24 protein-coding genes are annotated in these 26,199 nt (G+C 50.1%); 11 read left to right on the top strand and 13 right to left on the bottom strand.

All coding sequences use genetic code 11. From position 1 onward, the window contains the following. Positions 1 to 8: 8 nt before the first annotated feature. The 9 genes from bamA to rpsB all read right to left on the bottom strand — a co-directional run bounded on the left by bamA (position 9) and on the right by rpsB (position 9,886). Positions 9 to 2,447, bottom strand: coding sequence for an outer membrane protein assembly factor BamA (gene bamA, locus BZG84_RS01545; protein ID WP_077480444.1), 2,439 nt, complete (start codon positions 2,445 to 2,447; stop codon positions 9 to 11). Positions 2,448 to 2,479: 32 nt separating this feature from the next. Further along, positions 2,480 to 3,835, bottom strand: coding sequence for a sigma E protease regulator RseP (gene rseP / locus BZG84_RS01540; protein WP_077480443.1), 1,356 nt, complete (start codon positions 3,833 to 3,835; stop codon positions 2,480 to 2,482). Then, positions 3,832 to 5,028 (bottom strand): 1-deoxy-D-xylulose-5-phosphate reductoisomerase, encoded by a 1,197-nt coding sequence (gene ispC / locus BZG84_RS01535; RefSeq protein WP_077480442.1) that lies wholly within the window; start codon positions 5,026 to 5,028, stop codon positions 3,832 to 3,834. The genes rseP and ispC overlap by 4 nt, the downstream gene beginning before the upstream one ends. A gap of 18 nt (positions 5,029 to 5,046) precedes the next feature. Further along, a complete protein-coding gene (locus BZG84_RS01530; RefSeq protein ID WP_077663040.1) occupies positions 5,047 to 5,898 on the bottom strand; it encodes a phosphatidate cytidylyltransferase in 852 nt (283 codons plus the stop codon). A 15-nt stretch (positions 5,899 to 5,913) separates the two neighbouring features. Beyond that, complete coding sequence (locus BZG84_RS01525; RefSeq protein WP_077675160.1) at positions 5,914 to 6,684, bottom strand: isoprenyl transferase; 771 nt, start codon at positions 6,682 to 6,684, stop codon at positions 5,914 to 5,916. 75 nt (positions 6,685 to 6,759) lie between these two features. Beyond that, positions 6,760 to 7,317 carry a ribosome recycling factor gene (gene frr / locus BZG84_RS01520; protein WP_077482095.1) on the bottom strand — a complete coding sequence of 186 codons (558 nt, stop codon included), beginning with the start codon at positions 7,315 to 7,317 and terminating at the stop codon, positions 6,760 to 6,762. 53 nt (positions 7,318 to 7,370) lie between these two features. Next, complete coding sequence (gene pyrH / locus BZG84_RS01515; protein ID WP_069588604.1) at positions 7,371 to 8,099, bottom strand: UMP kinase; 729 nt, start codon at positions 8,097 to 8,099, stop codon at positions 7,371 to 7,373. Between the two features lie 83 nt (positions 8,100 to 8,182). Beyond that, positions 8,183 to 9,025, bottom strand: coding sequence for a translation elongation factor Ts (gene tsf, locus BZG84_RS01510; RefSeq protein ID WP_069588603.1), 843 nt, complete (start codon positions 9,023 to 9,025; stop codon positions 8,183 to 8,185). 132 nt (positions 9,026 to 9,157) lie between these two features. Next, the gene (rpsB, locus tag BZG84_RS01505) at positions 9,158 to 9,886 is read right to left on the bottom strand and encodes a 30S ribosomal protein S2 (RefSeq protein ID WP_069588601.1); all 729 of its coding nucleotides are present in this window, start codon (positions 9,884 to 9,886) and stop codon (positions 9,158 to 9,160) included. Between the two features lie 458 nt (positions 9,887 to 10,344). On the opposite strand from rpsB, the gene map reads away from it, so the two are divergent. The 3 genes from map (at position 10,345) to BZG84_RS01490 (ending at position 14,292) form a co-directional block, all read left to right on the top strand. Beyond that, positions 10,345 to 11,139, top strand: a complete 795-nt coding sequence (map, locus tag BZG84_RS01500) for a type I methionyl aminopeptidase (protein ID WP_069588600.1) — start codon at positions 10,345 to 10,347, stop codon at positions 11,137 to 11,139. 53 nt (positions 11,140 to 11,192) lie between these two features. Further along, on the top strand, positions 11,193 to 13,814 hold the full coding sequence (gene glnD / locus BZG84_RS01495) for a bifunctional uridylyltransferase/uridylyl-removing protein GlnD (RefSeq protein WP_077480085.1): 2,622 nt from the start codon (positions 11,193 to 11,195) through the stop codon (positions 13,812 to 13,814). 100 nt (positions 13,815 to 13,914) lie between these two features. Beyond that, positions 13,915 to 14,292 carry a DUF3461 family protein gene (locus BZG84_RS01490; RefSeq protein WP_069588596.1) on the top strand — a complete coding sequence of 126 codons (378 nt, stop codon included), beginning with the start codon at positions 13,915 to 13,917 and terminating at the stop codon, positions 14,290 to 14,292. A gap of 67 nt (positions 14,293 to 14,359) precedes the next feature. Here BZG84_RS01490 and truC read toward each other — a convergent pair whose 3' ends face one another. Together truC and BZG84_RS01480 are read right to left on the bottom strand one after the other, a co-directional pair. Next, a complete protein-coding gene (gene truC, locus BZG84_RS01485) occupies positions 14,360 to 15,115 on the bottom strand; it encodes a tRNA pseudouridine(65) synthase TruC (protein WP_077677945.1) in 756 nt (251 codons plus the stop codon). Beyond that, entirely contained in the window at positions 15,112 to 15,432 is a 321-nt protein-coding gene (locus BZG84_RS01480) for a YqcC family protein (RefSeq protein WP_069588592.1), read from the bottom strand. Before BZG84_RS01480 ends, truC begins: the two co-directional genes overlap by 4 nt. 140 nt (positions 15,433 to 15,572) lie before the next feature. On the opposite strand from BZG84_RS01480, the gene BZG84_RS01475 reads away from it, so the two are divergent. The 4 genes from BZG84_RS01475 (at position 15,573) to BZG84_RS01455 (ending at position 18,365) form a co-directional block, all read left to right on the top strand. Further along, positions 15,573 to 16,625: a DUF3549 family protein gene (locus BZG84_RS01475; RefSeq protein WP_077480083.1), complete on the top strand. Its 1,053-nt coding sequence runs from the start codon at positions 15,573 to 15,575 to the stop codon at positions 16,623 to 16,625. Next, positions 16,615 to 16,923: a DUF3301 domain-containing protein gene (locus BZG84_RS01470; RefSeq protein ID WP_077480082.1), complete on the top strand. Its 309-nt coding sequence runs from the start codon at positions 16,615 to 16,617 to the stop codon at positions 16,921 to 16,923. The genes BZG84_RS01475 and BZG84_RS01470 overlap by 11 nt, the downstream gene beginning before the upstream one ends. An 845-nt stretch (positions 16,924 to 17,768) precedes the next feature. Then, positions 17,769 to 18,002, top strand: a complete 234-nt coding sequence (locus tag BZG84_RS01460) for a DUF2789 domain-containing protein (RefSeq protein WP_077480080.1) — start codon at positions 17,769 to 17,771, stop codon at positions 18,000 to 18,002. Between the two features lie 66 nt (positions 18,003 to 18,068). Then, a complete protein-coding gene (locus tag BZG84_RS01455) occupies positions 18,069 to 18,365 on the top strand; it encodes a hypothetical protein (RefSeq protein WP_077480079.1) in 297 nt (98 codons plus the stop codon). On the opposite strand, the gene BZG84_RS01450 is transcribed toward BZG84_RS01455, so the two are convergent. Together BZG84_RS01450 and syd are read right to left on the bottom strand one after the other, a co-directional pair. Further along, positions 18,333 to 19,112 carry a Zn-ribbon-containing protein gene (locus BZG84_RS01450; RefSeq protein WP_077675169.1) on the bottom strand — a complete coding sequence of 260 codons (780 nt, stop codon included), beginning with the start codon at positions 19,110 to 19,112 and terminating at the stop codon, positions 18,333 to 18,335. The two genes, BZG84_RS01455 and BZG84_RS01450, sit on opposite strands and share 33 nt — an antisense overlap. Next, on the bottom strand, positions 19,109 to 19,657 hold the full coding sequence (syd, locus tag BZG84_RS01445; RefSeq protein WP_077480077.1) for a SecY-interacting protein: 549 nt from the start codon (positions 19,655 to 19,657) through the stop codon (positions 19,109 to 19,111). Before syd ends, BZG84_RS01450 begins: the two co-directional genes overlap by 4 nt. Positions 19,658 to 19,720: 63 nt before the next feature. On the opposite strand from syd, the gene queF reads away from it, so the two are divergent. The 4 genes from queF to ppnN all read left to right on the top strand — a co-directional run bounded on the left by queF (position 19,721) and on the right by ppnN (position 26,133). Then, positions 19,721 to 20,569: an NADPH-dependent 7-cyano-7-deazaguanine reductase QueF gene (gene queF, locus BZG84_RS01440; RefSeq protein ID WP_069588581.1), complete on the top strand. Its 849-nt coding sequence runs from the start codon at positions 19,721 to 19,723 to the stop codon at positions 20,567 to 20,569. A gap of 120 nt (positions 20,570 to 20,689) precedes the next feature. After that, positions 20,690 to 23,041 carry a tetratricopeptide repeat protein gene (locus BZG84_RS01435; RefSeq protein ID WP_077677944.1) on the top strand — a complete coding sequence of 784 codons (2,352 nt, stop codon included), beginning with the start codon at positions 20,690 to 20,692 and terminating at the stop codon, positions 23,039 to 23,041. 73 nt (positions 23,042 to 23,114) lie between these two features. Next, positions 23,115 to 24,674: a GGDEF domain-containing protein gene (locus tag BZG84_RS01430; RefSeq protein WP_077480075.1), complete on the top strand. Its 1,560-nt coding sequence runs from the start codon at positions 23,115 to 23,117 to the stop codon at positions 24,672 to 24,674. A 103-nt stretch (positions 24,675 to 24,777) separates the two neighbouring features. Continuing rightward, the gene (gene ppnN, locus BZG84_RS01425) at positions 24,778 to 26,133 is read left to right on the top strand and encodes a nucleotide 5'-monophosphate nucleosidase PpnN (protein ID WP_077480074.1); all 1,356 of its coding nucleotides are present in this window, start codon (positions 24,778 to 24,780) and stop codon (positions 26,131 to 26,133) included. Positions 26,134 to 26,199 lie beyond the last annotated feature (66 nt).

The raw sequence follows: 26,199 nt of genomic DNA, 5'->3' as shown, positions 1-26,199 counted from the left end.
TCTGATGATCAGAATGTGCGCCCGATAGTGAAGGTAAAGAACTCTTCATCATCGCCAGGCTGGCTTGTAATAGGTTTTGCAATTGAAAACACCAAAGGTGCCATCGGTGACATCCACTGTAGGGCTACCCCGTAAGAGGCACTGATATTGGATGGATCTGAGTAATCTTTCGTGCCAGCGGGATAACCATTTGCTACCAGTTCACTACTGTCAAACTCGGTGTCCCACACTGAGGCAGCGTCCACAAAGACACTGGTACGAATTTGCTGACGCGCTTCGTCAGAGGCAAACGGAGTGGGCACAATCAGCTCTAAGCTACCTTGTGCGATGGCGTTACCACCCACTGCATCACTCGAACCATAGCTACCTTCGCTATACTCTTTATCTCCGTCCGGCTGAACAGAACCGCCACTTTCTTTGTCTTTGTAAATGGCTTTGGGTCCAACAGTGTTCGAGCGGAAACCACGCAAGGTCGAGAAACCACCCGCGTAGTAGTTTTCATAAAACGGCAACATATGATCTTGGCCATTGATCTGGCCATAGCCATTGCCGTAACCAAGGCGACCGCGCATCAACAGCGTGAACTCATGCTCTTGAGTTAACGGCACATACTGACGGATATCATATTGCATTTTAAAATACTGGACGTCAGAGCCCGGCACTGTCATTCGGTAAGAAGCTCGCTGATAGTTACCTGCCGTAGGGAAATAACCACGGTTGAGGTTATTACGGGTCCATGAAACGGATAAATCAAAGTCATCAACTTCCAAACCACCATTGCTAGTTTGATGATCCTTGTGACGCTCCATAAACTTGTCAATTTGGTAATATTTACCGATGTTTTCAATTTTGTTGTGGGTATAGCCCAACCCAAAATCAATTGAGTTCAGTTCATCGGTCCAAAAGCCCCACGTCAGTTTCGACCCATAACTTTTATTTGTGTACTCGACGATGTTCGCATCTCGCGCCTCAAACTCGTTATAGAACACCTTGCCCCCGAGGCTAACACCATCGAGGGTAAAGTAGGGGTCACGATACTCAAGCGTCAGGTTCTTACGGTAATCGTTAACCATGGCATTAATACCAAAGCGATTACCCGTACCAGCAAAGTTATCTTGCTGTAAGCCGAGCTGTAAGCTTGCGCCTGACTCGGTACCATAGCCGATACCAAAGTTGATGCTGCCCGAGTTGGCTTCTTTGACTTTGTAATTTACATCAACCTGATCGTCGGTGCCTGGTACCCGCGTGGTGTCTACTTCAGCACTTTGGAAAAAACCGGTTCGGTTGAGACGTTCTTTACCGCGAGTCACAGCCTTGGCATTAAGCCAAGTGCCTTCAAGTTGACGCATCTCACGGCGCAGCACTTCATCCTTGGTGGTGGTATTACCGGTAAAACGAATGTTTCGTACATAGATGCGTTTGCCCGGCTCAACGTTGACCGTCAGCGACACTTGCTGATTCTTATCATCAAACGTCGGCAAGGTACTCACTTTCGGGTAGGCAAAGCCGGTTTCACCAAGGTGGCGCTTAATCGACTCCTCCAACGCAGTGACCTTATCCCCGTTATAGGTATCACCTCGGGTAAAGCCCACTAACGAGCGGTAGATTTCCTCATTCTCAGGATCGCCGCGGAAGCTTAGATCCGCCACTTGATAGGGCTTACCTTCGTTAACATTTAAGGTGATGTATACCCCTTTTTTATCCGGAGAAATCGCCACTTGGGTCGATTCAACGCGGAACTTCAAATAGCCGCGATTTAGGTAGTAGCTGCGTAGCTTTTCCAAGTCACCCGCCAGCACTTGCTTTTGGTATTTCTCGTTAGCCAAGAAGTTCCACCAAGGAACATCAACACGCAAGTCGAAATTATCGCGCAGCTCTTCATCACTGAAGACTTGGTTACCCACAAAGTTAATCTGCTCGATTTTTGCAGAAACACCCTCGGTGAAGACAAATTTCAAATCCGCACGGTTACGTGGTAAAGGTGTGACCACGGCTTTCACCGATGCACTATATTTTCCCACGCTGTAGTAGAAATCTTCTAAGCCTTTTTCAATCTTGCTGAGCTTGGTGCGGTCTAACGCCTCACCTACACGCAACCCTGATGCGGTCAGGTTTTCTTTCAGTTGCTCTTCTTTGATGGCTTTGTTGCCTGAAAACGAAATGCTGGCAATGGTTGGGCGTTCGATCACTTTCACTAAGAGTGCATCATCATCACGATAAACACGCACATCTTCAAAGTTACCCGATGCAAACAGAGCATTGATGACATCCGCGACATCGCCATCATCCACCTTGTCTCCAACACGCACCGGCATGGAGAGCAATGCGGCCCCTAAACTGACTCGCTGTAGGCCCTCAAAACGGATATCGCTGACTTGGAATGTATCCGCGTGCGCCACACTGCTACTGACTAAAAGAGACGCTATTAATAGTTTTTTCATCGCCATGTGCTTCTGACTTATCCTTGAATACTAACCGTTTAAAGTCGGGCGAAGTCGTTAAACAATGCCACTGCCATTACCATCATCAACACGGCAGCGCCGATGCGATACCCAAAGTCTTGTACACGCTCTGGTACAGGACGGCGCGTGACCGCTTCAATACCAAAGAACAATAAATGCCCGCCGTCTAAGACCGGTAGGGGTAGCAAATTGATAATGCCAAGGTTAACGCTGATCAGCGCCATAAACCCTAAAAATGAGATCAATCCGATCTCAGCTGTCATCCCTGCGCCTTTGGCGATAGAAATCGGCCCGCTCAGGTTATTGACGCCCACATCCCCTACAATCAGCTTTTTCACCATATTGACGGTGAGGCTGATAACCTGTCCGGTTTTACTGACTGCCTCAGGGATCGCCGCAAGCGGCCCATACTGCTGCGTAAAACGGTAAGCCTCCGGCCAAGGTGCCATTTGCGGCGCAATACCTGCGTAGCCGGTGACCTTGCCATTACTTTCACGCGCATCCGGTGTCAGGCTCAACACCTGCTCACGCCCGGCGCGCGTCACCGTCACCTGCAGCGGTTGATTCGGGCTTGCTTGTACCGCCTCAACCAATTCAGACCAGGCTTGTAATCTATTGCCATCAATCGCCACTAAGGTATCACCAGACTCAATGCCAGCTTTCGCAGCGGCACTGCCCTCCACTACCTGAGCCACATTGAGCGTTATCGCAGGACGGTAAGGGGTGATCCCTAAGGTTGTCAGCGGAGACTCAGTTTCTGGATTAAACTGCCACGCGGTTAAATCCAATCTGTAGTCCCGGCTATAACTGGATGCCACTTCTGGCTTTGCTGTTATGGTCATCTGCTCATCACCGATATGGTTGATGAGTGAGAAGTTAACAGCCTGCCAATCTGCGGTTTCGACGCCCGAAATGTGGGTAAGTTCCATACCCGGTTCAATTCCGGCCTCTGCCGCGATGGAGTTGGGGGTTATTTGACCAATGACGGGTTTAACCGCTGGGATCCCCATCATGAAAATCAACCAATAGGCGACCACCGCAAAAAGAAAATTGGCAATAGGCCCTGCGGCGACAATCGCACTGCGTTGCCACAGCGGTTGATTATTGAATGCACGTGGTTTGTCATGCTCAGCGACCGCCTCAATACGCTCGTCGAGCATTTTGACATAACCACCTAACGGAATGGCAGCAATGACATACTCAGTATCGTCTTTGCCTCGCCAGCGCCATAGTGCGCGCCCAAAACCAATCGAAAAGCGCTCGACTTTTACGCCACAGCGGCGCGCGACCCAAAAGTGTCCATACTCATGAATGGCCACCAACACACCGAGAGCGACAATAAATGACGCTGCGTTCCATAGAAATGCACTCATTTTGCAACCTTAGCAATGTGCTCCTTAGCCGTAATTCGCGCCATTCTATCCAGCTCCAGCAAGCAATCCAAGCTTGATGGCGAGCGAAGTGTGCTTTGTGATAACACCGCCTCATTAATCCGTGCGATGTCCATAAAGCCTATCTGGTCTTTTAAGAAGGCATCCACCGCTTGTTCATTGGCGGCATTGAGTGTCGTTGTCGCCGCTTGCCCGTGCTGGCACGCCTCAATCGCCAAAGACAAGCAAGGATAGCGGCGGGCATCCGGTGCCATAAAGGTAAATTCGCCAATTTGGGTAAAATCAAGCGGTGCAACTGACGTCGTCACACGTGATGGATACGCCATCGCGTGGGCGATAGGCGTGCACATATCAGGGGTGCCTAATTGGGCGAGTACCGAACCATCGCTCATTTGCACCATCGAGTGGATGACCGACTGAGGATGGATCACCACCTCTAGCTGATCGGCACGCGCATTAAATAACCAACGTGCTTCAATATACTCCAAGCCTTTATTCATCATGGTGGCGGAATCAACGGAGATTTTTGGTCCCATCGACCAATTGGGGTGAGCAACCGCTTCCGCTACGCTCACGGTATGCAAGGTCTCAGGTTCACGATAGCGGAAAGGCCCCCCTGAGCCTGTGAGCAAGATTTTGCTCACGCCCGCGGCACTCAGATCGCAGCGGCCGGGGTTAGCTTGTACAACCTGCGGTAAGCACTGAAAAATCGCATTGTGCTCACTATCGATAGGTAACAGCTCTGCGCCATATTGATAAACCGCATCAATAAAGAATTGCCCTGACATCACCAAGGCCTCTTTATTGGCAAGCAAAACGCGCTTACCCGCTTTCACCGCAGCCATGGTCGGCATCAAGCCTGCCGCCCCCACCACCGCAGCCATCACCATATCAACTTCAGGCAAAGATGCGAGTGTGCATAAACCTTGCTCACCGGCCAACACTTCTGTGTTAACCCCTTTCGCCTTAAGCGCTTGTGCCAGTTCCAATGCAGCGTTCTCATCGGCCATGGCCGCAAAACGCGGCCGCCAATGCAAACATAGGCGGGTCATCTTTTCCACATTGTTATTGGCCGCCAGTGCGGTCACTTCGAACTGTTGAGGATTTGCCTCAACTACAGAAAGCGTACTGGTTCCGATCGAGCCAGTGGCACCTAATACAGTGATTTTTTGCATGTGATACGCTCGTTTTACTTAATTCGCAAACGCGAAATACAGCACGGTAAAAACGGGAAATGCAGCGGTCAAACTATCAATTCTATCCAAAATACCGCCGTGGCCGGGTAATAAATTCCCACTGTCTTTCACGCCAGAGACACGCTTAAACATGCTCTCTGCCAAATCGCCCAGCACCGATGCTAACGCTGTAACCACAGCGATACAAAGCAGCGCGCCCACACTCGCAAAATGAATATCGAGAAGCTGCGCACCGGCCCATGTCACAGCAACGGCGGCAATCAGTCCACCGAGCAAGCCTTCCAGGGTTTTGTTGGGGCTCACCGCCGGTGCCATTTTATGCTTACCGAAGGCTTTACCAGCAAAGTAGGCACCGCTGTCGGCACACCACACCAACACAAACACCAGAAGTACCAGTTTCGCACCGTAATAGGTGGAAAATTGATAGTCTGCGGCGCGTAAAATCAACACGCTCCACATAAAGGGCAATAAGGTCAAAAGACCGAATAGTTGGCGCAATAAGCGACTGTGCGTCCAAAGCGCTCCGGATTTAGGAAAGGCTAAGACCAACCCGGTGGCAAACAACCACCATGCCGCGCCCGCTGCTGCTACCGAAAAGGGCGCCACTGCTAAATGGCTCAGCGCATAGGCACTAAAAGGGAGACTATAAATGGATAGCGCCACTGCCGCAGCTGGAACGATAAAGGTAAGCCACCTTGAAGAGTTGGACACAAACTGTGTCCACTCCCAATGACCGAGCAGCGTTACGGCAGCAATCACCGCAACAAACGCGGGAAAAGGTAAATAAAAGACAGCGGCGACCACCAAAGGGACTAACAAAGCCGCGGTTAATACACGTTGTTTGAGCAAACTGATTCCTCGTGGTTACTTATCAGTGGTTAGCATGGCTTTGATTTGCTCGCCGGTACAGCCAAAACGTCGTTCACGATTAACATACCAAGCGACCGCATCGAACAGACTTTGCTCGTTGAAATCGGGCCAATATTGTTCTGTAAAATACAACTCGGCATAGGCAGCTTGCCACAAGATGAAGTTACTAATGCGACATTCACCACTGGTACGGATCATTAAATCCACATCGGGTAAGTCGGATAGCATCAATTGACGAGCAATATCTTGCTCTGTGATATCACTGGCTTGTAATTGACCAGCAGCGACCTGCTCTGCGACACGGCGTGCCGCTTGGGTAATATCCCATTGCCCACCATAGTTGGCCGCAATATTGAGCACAAGACGCTCATTGCCTGCTGTTAATGCTTCGGCTTCGGCAATTTTTTGTTGTAGTGATGGATTAAATCGAGAGGTATCACCGATCACGCGAAGTTGGACACCATTTTTGTTCAAGCGTTTGACTTCGCGAGAAAGCACACTGATGAACAACTCCATCAGCACACTGACTTCATCTTCTGGCCGACGCCAGTTTTCACTGCTGAACGCAAACAAGGTTAGGGCTTTTACCCCAAGCTCCGACGCCGCCTTCACCGTTTTACGCACTGCTTTAACACCGGCTTTATGCCCAAATACACGGGCTTTGCCTCGCGCCTTTGCCCAACGTCCGTTTCCATCCATGATAACGGCAATGTGCTGCGGTAGGGCGGCAGACTCGAGCTGCGCATCAAGAGACTGGGAACTCATGTTTCTCCTTGGCAAATAAAAAGCGCTGTACTGCACGCACAGCGCTTTGACATTGGTGGTAAAGTCTAATGAGATTTAGACTTCCATCAACTCTTTTTCTTTTGCATCAAGAAGCGCATCAACATTCTTCACCGCTGCATCCGTCAACTTTTGAATCTCATCTTGTGCGCGACGTTCGTCATCTTCGGAGATTTCTTTGTCTTTTAGCAACGATTTAAGATCATTGTTGGCATCACGGCGGATATTACGTACTGCAACGCGGCCTTGTTCGCCTTCTGCGCGCACCAACTTAACCATTTCTTTACGACGTTCTTCCGTCAATGGAGGAAGCGGCACACGGATCACTGTACCTGCTGATGATGGATTAAGGCCCAAGTCTGCAGTCATGATCGCTTTTTCAACCGCTTGTGCTACTTGCTTGTCAAAAACAGTAATCGCCAAGGTTCGTGCATCTTCAGCAACAATAGAGGCGAGTTGTTTCAACGGTGTTGGTGCACCATAGTATTCAACCGTAATGCCTTCCAACAAGCTTGGGTGGGCACGACCGGTGCGAAGTTTTGAAAGATTGTGTTTAAGCGCTTCTACACTTTTATCCATACGCGCTTTGGCGTCTGCTTTAATATCGTTAATCACTGGAGGTATCCTTGCGATTGAATTTTACTGTCCGATTATGCCACTAAATCGGCTTAGCTGTTAGTAATCAGAGTGCCTTCTGTTTCACCCATCACGACACGGCGTAAGGCGCCCGGCTTATTCATATTAAACACACGGATCGGCATTTGGTGATCGCGTGCTAACGTAAATGCGGCCAAATCCATTACTTTCAACTCTTTTTCGAGTACATCTTGGTAACTCAAGGTTGAATAAAGCTCAGCATCTGGGTTTTTGGTTGGGTCATCACTGTATACGCCGTCGACTTTCGTTGCTTTGATCACCACGTCAGATTCAATTTCAATGCCGCGTAGGCACGCCGCTGAATCCGTGGTAAAGAAAGGGTTACCCGTTCCGGCAGAGAAAATCACCACACGGCCATTACGAAGCTGGCTAATCGCTTCAGCCCAGTTATAGCTGTCACACACACCATTAAGTGGAATGGCGGACATCACTCGTGCGTTCACATAGGCACGATGAAGTGCATCACGCATTGCCAAACCGTTCATCACGGTGGCCAGCATACCCATGTGATCGCCCACAACACGGTTCATTCCCGCTTCGGCAAGACCAGCGCCACGGAATAAATTACCGCCGCCGATGACTAATCCGACCTGAACACCTAACTCGACCAATTCTTTAATTTCTTGTGCCATACGGTCTAGCACAGTTGGATCGATACCGAATCCATCGTTGCCCTGCAGGGCTTCACCACTGAGTTTAAGTAAAATGCGTTGATATGCAGGCTTAGGATTTGTAGTCATGTCACTACCTTATATTAGGCACTAAGTTAGGGAAGAAGGTTATGGAAAGGCCGCGGCGAATACCGCGGCCTTAATCAGAAAAATTAGCCTTTTTGTGCAGCAGCTACTTCTGCAGCAAAGTCTACTTCTTCTTTCTCGATGCCTTCGCCCACTTCAAAGCGGATGAAGTTAGTCACTTCGGCACCTTTTTCTTTCAGCATTTGGCCCACAGTTTGCGCTGGGTCCATAACAAATGCTTGACCAGTCAGAGAGATTTCGCCGGTGAATTTCTTCATACGGCCAACAACCATTTTCTCTGCGATTTCAGCAGGCTTGCCTGATTGCATCGCGATATCAACCTGGATTTGTTTTTCTTTCTCAACCACGTCAGCTGGTACGTCTTCTGGGTTAACGTACTCAGGCTTAGATGCAGCAATGTGCATAGCAACGTGCTTGATGGTTTCTTCGTCAGCGTTTGCAGCTACAACCACACCGATGCGGTCGCCGTGACGGTAAGAACCTACTTTCGCGCCTTCGATGAATGAAACACGACGGATGTCCATGTTTTCACCGATTTTTGCAACTAGCTCAGCACGCTGCTGTTCGAATTTTTCTTTCAGCGCGTCGATTTCTAGGCCTTCTGCCAAAGCAGTTTCAGCCACTTGGTTAGCAAATGCAGCAAAGTTAGCATCTTTAGCAACGAAGTCAGTTTCACAGTTGATCTCAACGATCGCTGCTTTGCCTTCGTTTTCTTTAACCAGAATCACGCCTTCAGCAGCAACACGGCCAGCTTTTTTCGCTGCTTTAGCCGCACCACTTTTACGCATGTTTTCGATCGCGACTTCGATGTCTGCGTTCGCTTCAACCAGTGCTTTTTTACATTCCATCATGCCAGCGCCGGTGCGCTCGCGCAGTTCTTTAACCAGGGCAGCGGTAACAGTTGCCATTGTTCAATCCTCGATTCGAAACTATTTGGGTAAAAAACAGGGGCCCGACTTCGGCCCCTGCTAACCATACTTAGCTTACAGCATGAAAGATGACACGCTGATGGCTAAGAACGCTCACAAGGAGCTGTTGTCTTACTCAGCGACTTCAACCAGCTCGTCTTCTGCTTGCGCAACGATGTCTTGGCTACGGCCTTCTTTGTATGCGTCAGACGCTGCGTTCAGGTAAAGTTGGATAGCGCGGATTGCGTCATCGTTACCTGGGATTACGTGGTCAACGCCGTCTGGGTTAGAGTTAGTATCTACTACCGCAAATACTGGGATACCCAGGTTGTTCGCTTCTTTGATAGCAATGTGCTCGTGATCCGCATCGATAACGAACATTGCATCAGGCAGGCCGTTCATGTTTTTGATACCACCCAGAGACTTCTCAAGTTTTTCCATCTCACGAGTGCGCATCAGCGCTTCTTTTTTGGTCAGCTTTTCAAACGTACCGTCGGTAGACTGGGTTTCCAGGTCTTTCAGACGCTTGATAGACATACGAACGGTTTTCCAGTTGGTCAGCATGCCGCCCAACCAACGGTTGCTCACATAAAACTGCTCGCAGTTTTCTGCTGCCGCTTTTACCGCTTCGCTTGCTGCGCGCTTAGTACCAACGAACAGGACTTTACCTTTACGCTCACCGATTTTTGACAGTTCAGCCAAAGAATCGTTAAACATTGGTACAGTTTTCTCAAGGTTGATGATGTGTACTTTGTTGCGAGAACCGAAGATGAAAGGCTTCATCTTAGGGTTCCAGTAACGGGTTTGGTGACCGAAGTGTACGCCCGCCTTGAGCATGTCGCGCATTGAAACAGTAGCCATGATAATTTCCTCTTGGGGTTAGGCCTCCACATATCCCATTTGACCGACCCGCACAGGGCACCCCGGACAATGTGACGATATGTGTGTGATTTAAAATAAAAAGTGTTTAGTGAAATGCCATCAGGATGAAACCTGACAAAAACAGATTGATCACAATGACGGATTTCGGCGCGCTTTATACCACATAAAGTAGGCAAAAATCCAGATAAATTGCCCAAGCGAGGGCCGGTTTGTCGTATTGCCGCACCACTGCCCAAACGGCGAAAGGTGTGGTTCTGGTTTCCAGAAACCGCCCAGCTTGATACCATGTGCTCACTTCAATGTGTCTGCCCCGCGCTACCGGTGACCAAAGCGTAGCAGGTCAAAGCAGCGCATGCCTGATTTATCAGGGTGTGAGGTCCCTCACGCTCTGACGCTCATTGCCTCGATGAGCGAGACGAATTAAGTGAGAAAGCAAAATGACGATCCCAATTAAAACAGCAGAAGAAATAGAAAAAATGCGCGTTGCCGGTCGGTTGGCCGCAGAAGTGCTGGAAATGCTGGCCCCACATGTAAAGCCAGGCGTTACCACGCGTGAACTGGATGATATCGCGCACAAATATATGACTGAGGTGCAGGGCACCACACCCGCCACCTTGAATTATCACGGCTTCCCTAAGTCCATGTGTACCTCTATCAACCACGTGGTTTGTCACGGGATCCCTTGTGACGAGGATGTGCTCCAAGATGGTGATATCGTCAACATCGACGTCACCGTCATTAAAGATGGCTATCACGGCGATACATCGAAAATGTTTTTGATTGGTGAGGTCTCGTTGGAAGACAAGCGCCTTTGCCGTGTCACCCAAGAAAGCCTTTATCATGCCATCAAAAAGGTGAAGCCAGGCGCTACAGTTGGTGACATTGGTACGGCTATCCAAAAATTCATCAAAAGCAGCAACACTCGCTACTCGATCGTAAAAGAGTACTGTGGACACGGTATTGGCGCGAGCTTCCATGAAGATCCACAAGTGGTGCACTACAAAAACAACGACCGAACCATCCTCAAACCTGGTATGTGTTTTACCATTGAGCCTATGATTAACGCAGGCAAATACGGTACCGTACTAGATGAAGACGATGGTTGGACGGTTTATACCATTGATGGCAAGAAGTCAGCGCAGTGGGAGCACACCCTGTTGGTGACCGAAACTGGGGTGGAAATCTTAACGCTTCGTGAAGAGGAAACCATCCCGCGCCATATCAACCACTAAGATTCTGATAAAGGCCGGGCTTGCTCCGGCTTTTTTATGCGCAAAGGAACGCCATGACAGACACAGTGATCACGCCACAAAGTTTGACCCAAGACCAATTGAGCCCAGCGGCACTCAAAGCCCAATTTCAGCACCTCCTTGAGCAACAGAAGCAAGACTTCCTCGCCAATGTCCCGGTGCCTGAGCTGGTCTATCAGCGTAGCGATTACATGGATGCGCTGATGCAGAGGCTTTGGCAGCATTTTGGTTTTGACCAGCACCCTCACCTCGCCTTGGTTGCCGTGGGTGGCTATGGTCGGCGTGAGCTCCACCCCCTGTCTGATATTGATCTGCTATTACTTTGCCAAGGGCCGTTAGACGCGCACCAGCAACAAAAACTCAGTGAATTACTGACCTTATTGTGGGATCTCAAACTTGAAGTAGGCCATAGCGTGCGCACGGTCGATGAGTGCATCAGTGTCGGACTTGACGATCTGACGGTAGCGACCAACCTGCAAGAAGCACGCTTGTTATGCGGCAGTGAGCGGCTATTCAATGCGCTAGAGCAGCGTGTTCATGCGGATGACTTTTGGCCCAGTGAGCGTTTTTATCGCGCGAAAGTGGAAGAACAGAAAGCCCGCCATCGCCGCTATCATGACACCGCCTACAAGCTGGAGCCAGATCTGAAATCAAGCCCCGGTGGACTGCGCGACATCCACACCCTCGCCTGGATCGCCCGACGCCATTTTGGTGCCACCAGCTTGCGTGAGATGAGTCACTATGGCTTTCTTACCGATGCCGAGTATCGCGAACTGAATGAGTGCCAAAACGTACTCTGGCGGATTCGCTTCGCGCTTCATTTAGAACTGCGCCGCTATGACAACCGACTGACCTTCGCGCATCAAACCTCCGTTGCCGAATTGCTAGGCTATCGTGGCGAGGGAAATCGTGCGGTAGAGCAAATGATGAAAGACTTCTTTCGCACGCTCGGTCGGATCGGCGAGCTTAACAAGATGTTGCTGCAAATCTTCGATCAAGTGATTATCGACAATGGCCGTCCGGACCAAATCGACATGCTGAGTGACGATTTTCAGCGCCAAGGCAATGCGATCGAAGCGCGCAAACCGGCACTATTTCAAGCACGCCCTGACACCATTCTCGATATGATGCTCCATGTGGCTGACGACACCACCATAGAGGCCATATCGGCGCCGACCCTTCGCCAACTGCGCACTGCACGTCGTCGACTGAACCATTTTTTGTGTCAACAACAAGACGCTCGCGAAAAATTTATGGCCTTGGTGCGCCACCCCAATGCGCTGCATAAAGCCTTTAGTTTGATGCACCGCCACGGCATTATGTCTGCCTACCTGCCGCAGTGGAGTCAGATCGTCGGACAAATGCAGTTCGACCTGTTCCACGTTTATACCGTGGATGAGCACACCATTCGCTTGCTTAAACACATGCGCCTTTTTGACAATGAGGCCAACCGAGAACGCCACCCCATTTGTTGTGATATTTTCCCTCGACTCGCACGCCGCGAGTTACTGCTAATCGCAGCTATCTTTCATGATATCGGCAAAGGGCGCGGCGGCGATCACAGTGAAATTGGGGCCATCGAAGCCCATGACTTTTGCCTTGAGCACGGCTTATCTCGCCCTGAAGCGAATATAGTCAGTTGGCTGGTGCGAAATCACCTCCTGATGTCAGTGACTGCACAACGTCGCGATATTTACGATCCCGATGTGATCACCGATTTTGCCAAAGAAGTGCGCGATGAAGAACGGCTTGACCTGTTAGTGTGTTTGACCGTCGCCGATATCAATGCCACCAACCCTGACTTGTGGAATAGCTGGAAACGCACCTTGATTGCAGAGCTCTATTACTCGACGCAAAAAGCCTTGCGCCGAGGGCTAGAGAATCCGCCGGATGTCCGTGAACGGATCCGCCATAACCAACACTTAGCAGCGGCCATGCTGCGCAAGCAAGGGCATAGCCCGCGTGATATTGAGCTGCTTTGGCAACGTTTTAAAGCCGATTACTTTCTGCGTCATACACACAAGCAAATCGCTTGGCACAGTGAACATTTGCTCCACCATCCAAGTGATCAACCTTTGGTGTTGGTGAGTAAAAAGGCGACCCGAGGCGGAACCGAGATTTTTGTTTACTGCCCAGATAGGCCCAGTTTATTTGCGCGCGTGGTTGCCGCACTAGATAAGAAAAACCTGAGTGTCCATGATGCACAGGTCATGACCAGCAAAGACGGCCATGCACTCGATACCTTTATGGTCATGGATCAAAATGACGAGGCGATTCCCCTCGACCGTCACCCTCGGATCATCGAGGGGGTCGCCAAGGCCATTGAAGAAACGGGCAAGATCACCATTCCGCGTCGTCGAGCGCCGCAAAAACTCAAACATTTTACCGTCAAAACACAGGTGCTCTTCTTGCCAACTAAAAATGGCCGCCGTACCTTGATGGAGTTAGTGGCCCTGGATACTCCGGGGTTACTGGCTCGCGTTGGAGCTGTGTTTGCGCGACAAGGTGTCAGTGTTCATGCAGCGAAGATCACGACCATTGGTGAGCGGGCAGAAGACTTTTTTATTGTAACGGACGCCCAAAACCAAGCTCTGACATCTGAACACCAAGCGCAACTAAAAACCGCGCTAGAGAAGACGTTATCGCAAGCAAAATAGCCAAAGTGGTCACGGTAATTGGTGTGGCTGACGGGCTACACTGAGCCCTGTATCGAAACGCTGGCTCACAGCGTCTACGACGTCAACTTATGAGGTGGTTATGTACCAACAGTTAAAAAATATCGGCGTTGAGCATCCAGAGAAAATCGAGCGTTATTCACTGCGCCAAGAAGCCAGTTATGACACGCTGAAGATCTATTTTGAAAAGCAAAAAGGCGAATTGTTCGCCAAGAGCATGAAGTTTAAATATCCACGCCAGCGTAAAAATGTGGTCGTGGACAGTGGCACCGGGCGCTTTCGTGAAGTCACAGAGATCAATCGCAGCTTATCACTGGTGATTGATGAACTGGACCAAATCGTCCAGCAAGAACAAGCCGAACATGATGTAAAACAGAAGATCCTGACCGATCTACGTCATCTTGAGAAAGTCGTCGCCAGTAAAATTGCTGAAATTGAATCTGAGCTGGAAAAACTCTAAATCACACCGACAACCCAAACGCTAAGAAAGTCCAACAATGCGTCGTGCTGTTCGGCACGACGCCCTGCTAATTTCCCATTAAATCCGCGTTATCAGGCCATTGCCACGCAAACGCCTCCATTAGCACTTGCCACTGAGTGTCAATCGGCGCCGTCACCGTTAGAGACTCACCAGACACAGGGTGTTTAAAACGCATCTGGCTTGCGTGCAACAGTAGACGGTGACAATCAAAGTGGTGACGAAAAACTCGGTTGTGTCGTCCATCGCCATGAGTGGTGTCGCCAATGATCGGATGGCTGAGATGATGCATATGTCGACGTAACTGATGTTTGCGACCGGTATGCGGCTGCATCGCCACTAAACTATACCGGCTGGTCGCATAACGCCCCGTCGCAATGGGTAACTCTATCTTCGCTAATGGCTGATAGTCGGTGATCGCCGATTTCGCTTCCGGCGCTTGGCTGGCATGCTTATCGGCAATTTTGTCTTGCTCTTCCACCAGCGGATAGTCAAGCTGGCCGGCGTCTGCAATCCAGCCTCGGACGATGGCATGATAGCCCTTTTTAATCTGGTTATTGGCAAACTGTGGCATCATCGCCGAGGCAACATCACTGGATAGGGCAAACACCAAGACGCCAGAGGTGGGTTTATCGAGCCGGTGGAGTGGATAGACATGTTGACCAATTTGATCCCGTAAAGTTTGCATCACAAAACGGGTCTCACCTTTGTCCAACCAAGAGCGATGAACCAGCATGCCGGCAGGCTTATTGACCACCACCAAGTGATCGTCTTGATATAAAATACTAAGCGGCAGGTCTGTCATTGATCGGCAAACAAGCTATCAATCCGCACAACCACAGCGACCACCTCACGATGCCCGGCCTGCTCTTTCATTGCCTCTTCCACATAAGGTGAAATTTCAAAGTTACGCGGTAAGGTCTGCCCAGCGTCAATCAGTGCACGCATCTTAGGTACAAAAATCCATTGCAGCCATTCGTGACATGCCAAGGTATCGACAGCAAAAGGCTCAGTGCTCGCAAGACGCTCAGCCGACGGTGGCGTCGTTTGCCATAGCGCGTGATCATTTAGCACTTGCTCCAACTCATCAAGAAGTTGGATACATTGAAAGTGAAGACTCATTGATACCCTCATCACTTAGTGTTTACGGAAACGGCGAAGCATACCATGATCAAGCGAAAGACAACACGTACAAGGCAAGCATCTGCTGGGTGAAAACTGATATACTCCCGCCCATCAAGCGAAAACAGCGAGCGGATACCATGGAATCTTTTCACGCGCTGAGCACCCTTTTTGATCATGCCCAGTGTCAGTTTAGCGTCTACGACTTAGGCCGACGTGTTTGCCTTCTCGACGATGCAGAGTTTCGGGCCGTTGAGGCGAACCAACAACCTTACCCTTACCCACTGCGCCATCATGCGCATATGGCTGTCGCGTTCTGGCCAAAAGGCGGCGCACCTTGGGTATGGTTTTTGAAAATGCCACTGGATGAGCGAGGGCTACTCAGTCACACCGCGATGGGCGACTTTCTGCAATATGTCAGCGCGGCCATGGGGGAGAATTTAAGCGCAACGCCGAACAAAGCGCAGCGTGAGAAGCTGGCTAACAACCCTTACACCTTCACCCCAACCGATGACAAGATGGCGATGTTTCATGCTTCGCTCACCTACTCGCTCGGTCGTCCCGCTAGCCAATATTACGAACAGGCTCAACACTATTTAAACGGTGAACTCGGCTGGGATAACTGGCAAGGCATTGGCCTACAAGGCTTGGCAGATATTTGCGTGCGTATGCACGAGCAAAACAATGCCACGCGAGTAAGAAAAGCGATCGCCAATATGCCAACCACGCCGCAATATGCATTGTTGGGATGCTTGGAGCACTGCGCCTTGAGCGACAAGCTTGCTGCCACCTTGCGTACGCTATTTAGCGATTTGTGTGAGAGCCAAGAAGTCGACCTCTTTTTCGTTAGCGCACTATTGCGCGCCCATGCGGGTGCACCAAAAGCACAGCGCGATCAATTGATCCGTGCCGTATTAGATAAACGCGCACTCCACCATCAAGAGATCTTTGTCGCCATCGCGGGACGGTGCTGGGATGGATTAACCGATGATGCAGTATTGGATGCCTTTTTAATTGCGATTGCCGACCAGCATGACCCGGCGCTATTCCAACAAATCTATGCCGATCTGGTGATGATGCCTGAGCTTCGCGGTGCATTATTAAGCCGCTTGCATGGCAATACCTCTCCGGCACTGACTCAGGCGATGGCTCGTCTGCAATCGGCAGTGAAACAACCCCATCATGATCACTGATCTTGTTACCCTGTTACTCGTCTTTGTCGTCGCGATGCTGTTTTGGCAACAGCGCCGGCAAAGCGAGCACGCGCATCGATACATTCAGCATTATTGCCAACATATGGGACTTCAGGTGTTATCCATTGCGCGCGGTAAGCATCGGCTCACACACACCGATCAGGGCTGGCGCTGGGTAACACATTACTGGTTTGAATTTTCATCGACCGGGCAAGATAGCTATACCGGCCATGCGCGGTTGCGAGGATTTCGCTTAAAAAGCATCGACACGCCGGTCCATACCATGCCTGTACAATAAGGCCCATACCGACACAATCGCGCCATATTCGCGCAAATGGATAAGCTGTACTAGAGTAACAGAATGATGCACACGTCGCGCGACACGCGAGCAGTACGTGACAGGGAGTCACCGGAAAAGATGGGGTAACCGCTCATGTTTACCGGCTACAAAAAGGAAGGGCGCAGCTTGCGCCGCGCCCGAGAGTTTTACTTGCAGCTATCCTGCTACTAAAAGGTGCTCCCTGCATCATTCCTTGATCAGTCGCCGATTCCTTCAGCGTCGTTCCATGTCTCTCCGTCTTGGAGGTGTCCTTTCGTCATCCTGACAAACCGAAATTCCCGTTTTCGATAAGCTCTCCATCCTGGAGGTGTCCATGACTTCGTCCTGAAGTGTTCCTTAAGCCCTCATCCTGGGTTGTCCTAAGTCTTCCTGACGTACAAGCTTCCTGCTTGTAGAGAACGGTTCCATCCGATATCCTTCTGCAATCCTTGCCAGCGCTTCATCCTGAAGTACTGCCTCATCCTGAGGTACCGAGTCCGTGGTGATTCCTGTTCCCTGTGTCAGTTCCCTTCCGACACCGATAAGATTACGCGACTGAGCCTTTGGCACAAGGCATCACAACGTGCGCGATGTCTCAATTTTATCCCAATTATATAAAATAAAACATAAAGTATTGTTTTTATTAAACTAAAACCCAACCTCTTCTCGTTTAACCCGGTACGATTCTGCTTTTCTCCCACGCCTTTGTAAGAGATATCTCACAAGCGAACCAGCACTTTGTCCCTACCAGAGTACAAGGCAAGCTGTCTAGAGGATTGCTATAGTCAAATAATGGATGCATAGACTAGGTTTGAGGAGCGACAATGGAAACTTTCCAGCACGATTTAACGCACTTATTTGAGCAATTAGGCCTAGCAAGCGATCAGCAGGCTATCGAGCAGTTCTTAACCAGCCATTGTCTGGTCGATGGTCAATCTTTGGTAGATGCGCCGTTTTGGAACACCGCCCAACGGACTTTTATCCATGAGGCGTTACAAGAGGATGCCGATTGGGCCGAACAAGTCGACACCCTTGATGCTTTGTTGAGAAAATCTTAGATTACGACGAGGTCAGCGCGGCAGCGAGTTAGCCAAGCGCACGTATTAATGAGATTGAGAATCACGATGAGTTATCAAGCGGCACTAGAACGCGCAATCCACACCTTGGTCCAAAAAGGGCAATCAGTCACCGTGGCAAAGCTGAAAGCACAGCTCGATACCCCGGTGCCGTTGCCCCTCATTATTCAAGCGGTAAAAAGTGCCAAATCTAATTCACCGTTACCCGACATGGCCGAGGCAGAGACTGCTCCTTCAGAGGCAATGCGAATTGCGGCGCTCGAGCAGCACGTCTCCCAGCTAACGGCTCGTCTGAGCGAATTGGAAGAGCGCTTAAGTGAGCTTGAAGTCCCACGAAAGGTTTGAGACCAGACGACAAGCCTCGCACTTGAACAGGAAAATATCGTGTAGTGGTGTTTCCAATCGCCACTGTCCACCACATTTAGGACAAGGGCGCGCTAACTCACTGTCCTTATCTTTACCACCGACACGGTATTGATAATAATACGTGGGAATACCCGTGAGGTATTCAATCCGTCCACGCAAATCCCAGCCGCGTTGGAACAATCGAGTTTGCGGGTTTTCTAGCTCGTTAAGCCCGGCAAACTCCGCATCACTGGCACCCGCCATCTGCAATTCATCACACGCTTGCCATTCCGTTTGCCACTTGATCACTGACTTGTGGTCGCCATTGAAAGTTGCGGGTAAGCGATATAAAGGGATCGGCAATAAGGTATCGCCACATCGTAATGGCGAGCAGGTGTGCACAAAGGTGGTGTATAGCACCTGCCAGCTCGGCGAGGTGCTCGGCGCCGCTTGTTCGGAGTTAAGGTCTCGACCTAAAAGACGTACCTTAGGCTGAGTCAAACAGGCCTCGGACAGTTGATTCAATGCTCGCTTGACTTGAGGGCTATGAAATTTTGGCTGCAACGCATCTTCATCCGGACAAACAACCCGAAGCTGAAACTGCCCTTCTTGCATCAGTATCGGAAATTCACGCCCCAACACCTGACCGTTGTAACGCAACGCATCCATCAGGCCATTAATCGCTCGGTCAACCGCGCTTACCGTTGTATTGTCGAAGCACTCGAAGGTTAGCTCGGTGAGGATCATGATACATCAACCTCTAACACCTCAATGAATTGCTCAACATCGTCTGCCAACACCTCTCGTGAGCCTTTATTGAGTACTTCTCTCACCACTTGGCCCGTCACATTATCAATAGCAACAATCGTCATTTCATCATCAGTGGTCGCAATAAATACACTCGGGGAGCATTTACGCTGACGCTGCATCATTAAATGCCCAAGAATGTTTTCTTGTAAGCGGGCCAAGTCATCTTCACTCCACACTTGCAGCAAATTGAAGCGCTCACCGCCAAAGTGCACCGGCAAATCCGCGCAGTACATAAAGTTATAAAAGTCTTTAATGTCGCTGTGCAGACGTAACTCAATCGCATTCTCCACGTTGGTGAAGTCTGCCAAGGTATCACGCTGAACCGGTTGCCATTGCACTTGGTGGGCATTTTCGCTCTCCACACACGGTGACGCTAAGCCTAAATACGCGTCCGTGCACGGCAAGCACTGCTGCACCTTTCGCCATTTGGCAACATATTTCTGGGCTAGCGCCCAAAGGGCGTTATGTAATGTGTTCTCCATTAGCAACCTATAGCAAGATTCAGTAAACTTTACCCATTCTACTTGAATCGATGGCAAATCCGTATGAGCAATTACCAAGATGCCGATGCCCTAGCCGGTCTGTCGCTAGGCCAACACACTGACTACCCGACGCAATACGACCCGTCACAGCTACGCGCGGTCCCGCGTGAGCTGAATCGTCAAGCCATTGGCCTGAGCAATGAGACTGTGCCCTTTACCGGCTATGACACCTGGACGCTTTATGAGCTGTCTTGGTTAAACCAAAACGGCCTTCCGCAAGTGGCTATCGGTGAGGTACGCCTACCCGCTTCGAGCCCAAACTTGATTGAGTCCAAATCGTTTAAACTGTATTTAAACAGCCTCAATCAAACCCGCTTCGAGAGCTGGCAAAAGGTCGCCGATGCTCTACAGAAGGATTTGTCTGCCTGTGCAGGCGAAGAGGTGGATGTGACCCTATCGCCACTGAGCGAGCTTGAAGGCGAGACCATTGCTGGAATGGCAGGTGAGTGCATTGATCATCAAGATATCAGTATTGATGATTATACTTTTAATCCTGATTGGCTCGATGGCGCCGCGCAAGGGGCGATTGTGTCAGAAACGCTGCACAGCCACTTGCTAAAATCCAATTGCCTGATCACCAACCAGCCTGATTGGGGGTCGGTGCGCATTGCCTATAAAGGGAAAAAAATTAACCGCGAGAAGCTACTGCGTTATCTAGTGTCCTTCCGTGAACACAACGAATTCCACGAACAATGTGTGGAACGTATTTTCATGGACATCATGCGTTTTTGTCAGCCAGAAAAGCTCACGGTTTACGCGCGTTATACACGTCGTGGCGGACTCGACATCAACCCTTATCGCACCAACATGGGTAAAACGCCGAGCGAAAATAACCGACTCGCCCGTCAATAACCATGATTCAGCGACGTCTCGTTGCGGCCTATGTGCCGCAACGTTGAGTCAGCGCGCAGACATGGCTGTCTCAAACTGGCAGCCTTCATTTTTGTTCAGACGCATTTTTGAGGATAGCGCATGCGCTTTAGCCGCCCCTTCCTAGGCCTGCTCTTATGGTTAACGTCGTCCATGGCGTTGGCTTCTATCCATTCCTCGCCTGTACTAACCAATGCAGAAGAACTGTTAGCCACCGCGCCTGAGCAATCGTTAGAGATCAGTAACCGTTTCTTAGCGCAGCGACGACTCACTACGGGTGCAAACCGCTCTCACGTCAATAACGATACCGATCGCTCAATTCGCACCCCCTTGCATACGGTGTACGCCTATTTGATCAGTGCTCGTGCTTACGCACACCTTGAGCAACCGCTAGAAGCCAAAGCGGCATTACAAAAAGCCTATCAAGTCGTCGAAGAGCACGAGCTCAAACACACACTGGTGCAAGTGATGCTGACCGAAGCGTCCCTCACTTGGCATTTAGTCGGCGATGATAAACAGGCATTGCATAAACTGGATGAAGTCGATGCAGCATTGAATGCGCTTCCTGATAACAGCCTCAACATCCACGACGTGCGTTTTAACAGCGCCTTGTTGCGCGCCAATATTCTCGCCGCCACGGCAGACAGTGAAACGGCGCTCATCGCTTATGAGCGTGCACGTAGCCAATTATCCACTCATCCGGAAAACCTACGTGATAAAGTCGAGTTTCAACTCTCATTGGGGGCTTTCCTACTCGATGAAAAACAGCATGAAAGCGCATTGACCGAGTTGCTCAGTGCATTTTGGATAGCCAGTGAAAATGAGTACACCGCGCTTATCGCTCGCGCCAACATGCAACTTGCGCAATTGTACTTTCAGCAAGGCGTGCTCAAACAAGCCCTCGAACACGCGAACCAAGCAGCAGCGTTTTTTGAACACTTTTCACTGAGCCGTCAGCTTTCCGCTTCCCAGCGTTTATTGGCCGCGATTTACGAACAACAAGCGCGTTATAACTTTGCGTTAGTGCATTACTTTAACGCGCTTGAAATTGAGCAAAACCTGTCCAGACCTAAGCCTCTGGCCGAGGTCCACTTTGCCATTGCAAGAACCTATTTCGAGTTATCTCACTACCCATTAAGCGACCGCTATATTCAAGATACGTTACGCTTAGCCGGTGCAATGCCCAACTCGCAGCTCACAACCCAAGCAATCCTGTTGCAAGGGCAAATTCATTTAGCCCTGTCTAAGCCCAAACTGGCCGAAAAAGAAATCCAAACTGCGCTTGAACAGGCCCAAGTCCAGCAAGACCTCGCCACCGTCACACATGCGTATCAGGCTTTATCCGCGGCGTTGGAAGCTCAGGGGCAGTATCAACAGGCACTCGCCATGCAACGCGAGTACGAACGCTTACGCGCCCGTCAAACCGAAACAGAGCAACAAAGCCAAGCCGATACGTTCAAACAACAGCAACGTGTGGTCGAGCGCCAATTACAAATGGACGAACTACAGCGTCAACTCGATGGCGCGCGTCAAGAGCAAATCCATTTGCAAAAAGTTAACTATTTCTTGCTCGGTAGCCTTGGTGTGCTGCTGGTCATCGTCTATTTGCGCCACCGCGCCGCCGTAATACGCCAAATCGAGCTTGAGCAATTGCGTGACGATTTTTATGCCCACCCTCGTACTGGACTGCGCAACCTACGGATGCTCAATGCCAAGCTGCCCCGTTCGTTAGAAAAAAGTAATGCTAATTTTGAGCAATGGTACTTAAACGACATGATCCACCAGCCACTTAGTGACCGGCTGAGATTCGCAATGTTTGATGTCGCCTTTTTAAAGGATTTATTTTTGCACCATGGCTATCAATATGCGCAGGATATCGAACGTCAGCTGGGTGAATATCTCTCCGATAAAGTCACGGGAACCGGTCGCCTATACCACTTTGCCGATGCCTTATTCATTTATATTGAAACCAACTGGGAAGAAGATGCCCAACCCGACGCCCTTGCCCATTTTGTTCAATCTTTGATTGAAGATTTTGTCGCACATTATCATCAGCAACCCGACGACAGTGATCAGGATGATACGCGATCAGCAAATATCAGCCTCTCAACTCAGGTTTGTGTCGGGCTGGCTGAATATCCTTTCTTGCCGCGAGCGTATACCTCGATCAACGATCAGGAATTGATTGAAATTCTCCTCACAGCTACCAATAAAGCATGTGAGCTCGCGGAGCAAAGTGGTGATAGCCATTGGGTACATTTAAGCGCCATTGATACCGCGCCTGCCGCCAGCTTCGTCAATACCAACTTACGACATGCCTGCCTGCGCGGTATTGACTCCGGGTTAGTGAAGGTTAAAACGTCAGCGAACACATCAATTAACTGGCAGACGGATCACGAATCTGATAAAAAGCGAGGGTTAATTATTGATGATCGAAGCAATAAATCGGTATAGCTAGAGGCGTTTGGCTGGCGAATCCCGCCGCCTGTTGCGTCATCGCAAATGTTGTCAGGTGTATCCCCGAGAAATGAATAAGTCCAATCCACAGCCGGTAACGGCAGGCACCGCGTCTGCGGTCCAAGAAGATACGCCATACGCGTATCGGGACTTGGCCTTAAAATCACGTCGTGAGATCCATATTCTCAAGCGCTTGGTGACTCGCTTTGTCGCGACCTGTACCGGAAAAAGCTCGCTACTCGATAAAAAGTTGGCTGAATTCCGTGAGCTGTTACATGTTACGCAGGATGTCAGCCCTCTGATCCCGCGGTTAGCGATTATAGAACGCATGGTGGGTCAGCACGATATGACACAAAAGAAAGTCGAGTCGCATCTTAGTGCGCAGTTTCATGCTAGTGGCGAAACACTAAAGCGCGTGCCCGGCTTACCAGCACAACTGAAGCGCGACTTGCGCGATCTTTTATCTCAACCGGCGGACGATCAAACCACCCGCACCCAACAGTTGGTCAAGTTACTCCAACTCTATGAGCGCGCTGTCACCTTGCAAGCGGTACGTCCCAGCGCTCGACACTCGGAGACTACCCTCGAACAGGATCAAATTCGCCGTGTTGCCGATGAATTGCAAAACCTAATCACTGAACTTGATCTCGACGGGGAAGCAGGTCAACGCTTGCTCGATATTCGTCAACAGCTACTCGACGCATTCTCGCCTGCGACCATCATTGCACTCACGTTAGAATCGCTCAAGCTCATCCTAGAGGCGACACATGCCGAGCGGCGGGCCTCGCAAGCATTTTTGGCGCAAGTGAATGATAATCTGATTGCGATCAGCCAACAAAATACCCGCGCCTACGACCATGCCCACAGCTTGCGCCAAGACCATCAGCGTATTGATACCCTGCTGGGCGGCACTATCGCTAACATTGAACGCGATCTGAATGCACCTAGCGCCGATGCCACTGCACTGAGTCGCTCGTTAGCGCATGCGCTGGCCGATCTCAAAGCGCTCGCCGACGAGAATAAAGCGCTTAAAAATCGCGAGCAGTCTTTGGTTGAACAACTGGCGCATAATCAAAACCAACTAAACGCAGTTGCCGAACAAACCATGGATCAAAGACGCCGCTTGGGAGACCAAGAGCGTAAGCTGTTACTCGATCCGCTCACTCGAGTCTACAACCGCGCGGCAATGCACGACCGTCTTGAGCATGAATATCGTCTATGGCGTAAATACCAACATGACTTCTGTCTCGCAGTGATCGACATCGATCACTTTAAAGAGGTGAATGCCCAATTCGGTCACCTTGTCGGTGATAAAGCTCTCAAGATTATCGCACGCAGTATTTATCAGTGTCTGCGTGATACCGACTTTATCGCTCGCTTTGGTGGCGAAGAGTTTGTGGTTTTACTGCCTGATGCGGATGAAAAGACCCGTACCGATATTCTGGCCAATGTGAGCCATACCATTCATAAGTTGCCGTTGAAATTCAAAAACCAACGCGTCTCGATTACCGCATCGATTGGTGCCACGCTCTTCTCCGGCTCAGACACACCAACACATGTACTTGAGCGTGCCGACCAAGCCCTCTATCAAGCGAAAAACGCCGGTCGCAACCAAATCATTTGGTGTTAATTTTTTCTGGTCAATCTGCCAACCTGTGTGTATTTTTAATTAACACACTGATTTTTATAGCACCGCTCTGCCCTTCCTAATTTGTCTTCGAGAGGTTGTCGCTATGATCACACACATTAGCCCTATCGGCACCATGGACCTGCTTTCTCAAATCGAGGTTGATCGTCTAAAAGCGAGTGCAAGCAGCGACTTATACCGCCTTTATCGCAATTGCTCACTGGCCGTTCTGAACTCAGGCAGCCACACCGATAGCTCCAAAGCCTTGTTGGAGAAACATACCAACTTTGAGATCCGCGTATTGCGTCGAGAGCGGGGAATCAAACTAGAGCTGGTGAATCCACCCGACCATGCATTTGTCGATGGAAAAATTATTCGCGGTATTCAAGAACATATGTTTTCCGTCTTGCGCGATATTATCCATGTCAATGTACAGCTCGAGCATAGTCCGAATCTCAACCTCACTAGCTCCGCTCATATCACCAACCTGATCTTTGGCATCTTACGCAACGCAAAAACACTGCGGCCGCGAGTCGACCCTAATCTCGTCGTCTGCTGGGGCGGTCACTCAATCAATGATATTGAGTACCAGTACACCCGAGAAGTTGGTCATGAGCTGGGATTACGTGAGCTAGACATCTGCACAGGGTGCGGCCCCGGCGCAATGGAGGGGCCAATGAAAGGCGCCGCGATTGGACATGCGAAACAGCGTATCTACGATAGTCGCTTCATCGGTCTTACCGAGCCATCTATCATTGCCGCCGAGCCACCGAACCCCATGGTCAACGAGCTAGTGATCATGCCTGACATCGAAAAACGCCTTGAAGCTTTTGTCCGTATCGCCCACGGCATTATTATCTTCCCTGGCGGGGCAGGGACCGCTGAGGAACTGCTCTACATTCTCGGTATCATGATGCACCCAGAGAACCGTGAACAACCACTACCCATTGTGCTAACTGGGCCAAAAGAAAGCGAAGACTATTTCCGCAATATCGACACCTTCATTCGCGAAGTCCTTGGCGACCAAGCGACCCGATATTATGAAATTGTGATTGACGATCCGGCCAAAGCCGCGCGTTTAATGAAAAATGCGATGCCAGCGGTAAAAGAACACCGTAAAGCCACTGGAGATGCATACTCCTACAATTGGTCGCTCAAAATCGAGCCGGAATTCCAACTTCCATTTGAGCCAACCCATGCCAACATGGCAAATCTGAATCTGCATATGAACCAACGTCCTGAACTGCTGGCATCGGCATTGCGCCAAGCATTTTCAGGTATTGTGGCAGGTAACGTTAAAGATGAGGGGATCCGTAACATTGAGCAACATGGCCCGTTTAAAATTGACGGTGATAAAGTACTGATGGCGAAAATGGATAAGCTGCTGCAAAGCTTTGTCGATCAGCAACGAATGAAATTACCGGGCACTGAGTATGTGCCTTGCTATCAAATCGTCTCTTAATCCCATCGGGCGGCTTTGCCCACCCGTGTAAACTGGTACAATGGGCAGCATGCTGCTCATTGTTAC

It is taken from the genome of Salinivibrio sp. PR932, from assembly GCF_001996125.1.
GTDB lineage: Bacteria > Pseudomonadota > Gammaproteobacteria > Enterobacterales > Vibrionaceae > Salinivibrio > Salinivibrio proteolyticus.
This window is presented reverse-complemented; position numbering and strand designations above follow the sequence as displayed.